The organism is Mesorhizobium sp. CA8 (genome assembly GCF_020164955.1).
Classification (GTDB): Bacteria; Pseudomonadota; Alphaproteobacteria; order Rhizobiales; family Rhizobiaceae; genus Mesorhizobium.
Genome location: NZ_JAIUHG010000056.1, coordinates 1 through 1,337 on the forward strand (window position 1 = coordinate 1; position 1,337 = coordinate 1,337).

Annotated in this window: 1 protein-coding gene; it reads right to left on the reverse strand. The window is 61.6% G+C overall.

Features of this window, described 5'->3' with window-relative positions; all coding sequences use genetic code 11:
- Positions 1-71: 71 nt before the first annotated feature.
- Entirely contained in the window at positions 72-1,226 is a 1,155-nt protein-coding gene (locus LB553_RS30385) for an ISNCY family transposase (protein ID WP_224518630.1), read from the reverse strand.
- Positions 1,227-1,337 lie beyond the last annotated feature (111 nt).

Below are 1,337 nucleotides of genomic sequence, written 5' to 3' on the forward strand. Positions count from 1 at the left end.
TGTCGGTAGCTAATCAAGTTGTCCGGTTTGGTAGCACATCATTTGTCCGCTTCAGTTTGCGTCGAAGCGGTTCACGCAGCTCTGCCGATTGAGCATCCATCCAGGATTGGTGCGCCATCTGAGGTGTATGTCGCGATGCGGCGGGGGCCGTGGAAGATTGCGAGCGTACCATCCGGGTATTGCCTGACCTTGACTGTAGCTTTGACGAAGTGGTGTCGGACCGGGCTTTGCGGCAGCTGCAATCTGAGCCGCGCGAAGGCGACAGTGTTGTCGCGGGCAACGACGCGCTCTTCCTGGAGGCACAATATCTCGGTCAGCGCCGCCGGATCGGCGGCAACGAAGGCGCTGTCCTGGACCGCGGCCGGCCTGGCGAAGCGGGCATTGTGGGCAGGCAGATAGGTCTGCGCGATGAAGCGGTTGGCGGCCTCGATATCGGCAATGCCGGTCAGCGCCAGCTCCTTTGGCAGCCGGTCCTGCAAGGTGGAGAACATCCGCTCCGAGCGGCCCCTGGCTTCAGGCGAATAAGCCGGAATATGCTCGATGCCCAGTTGCCGCAGCGCCCGCCCGACCTGGGTCAGCCGGCTCCTGTCGACCGCCTCGCCGGCCTTGAGCGTCACGAAATAATGGCTGCCGCGATCGGTGTAGAGGCTCGAGGGCAGGCCTTTGGCGGCAAAGGTCTCCATAAGCCCCTGAAAGCTCGACGCCGTGCCTTCCTCGGCAACCAGAAAGGCCGAATAGAGCTTGCTCGTGGCATCGTCCATCGTCACGATCAGGTCCAACAGCGGCTGGCCCGCCAGCCAGGCATGCCGGCTGCCGTCCTGGTGCAGCATCATCCCCTCGCATGGCTTCCTTTCCCGCTTGCGCCGATGCGCCCCGCGTCGCTTGGCCCGCTCAACCAACCCGGCTGCATGAAGCTGCGTCTTGATGAAGGTGTAGCCCCAACTGAAATGATGATCGCGTATCAGGTGCTCGTGGAAATGCTTCACATTCCAACCAAGGTAGCGATTCCGATAAAGCTCCAGCATCTCCTCGATCGCTTCCGCAGGTACCCGGCGCGTCGAAATCTTGCCCAAGCGGCGGTCTCGCAAGCCATCCTCCCCAGCCTCTTCGTAGCGGTCCCGGTACCGCCGGAACTGACGTTCCGACATGCCCAACAGCTCACCCGCCTCCATCATCGAAAGATCACCGCCATCCCAGCGGCTCAAAACGTCCCGAAACTTCTGCATCCTCCGGTCCTGTAGCCATGCTGTCCGTCCCATCCCCAGCCTCCATTCGCTGGCGATAAAACCGGACAACTCATGTGCTACCTAACCCGGACAACTCATGCGCTTACGACA

What these genes read in the sequence shown, in the direction of transcription:
- LB553_RS30385 (WP_224518630.1), bottom strand. Translation starts at nt 1,226, where the DNA reads ATGCAGAAGTTTCGGGACGTTTTGAGCCGCTGGGATGGCGGTGATCTT.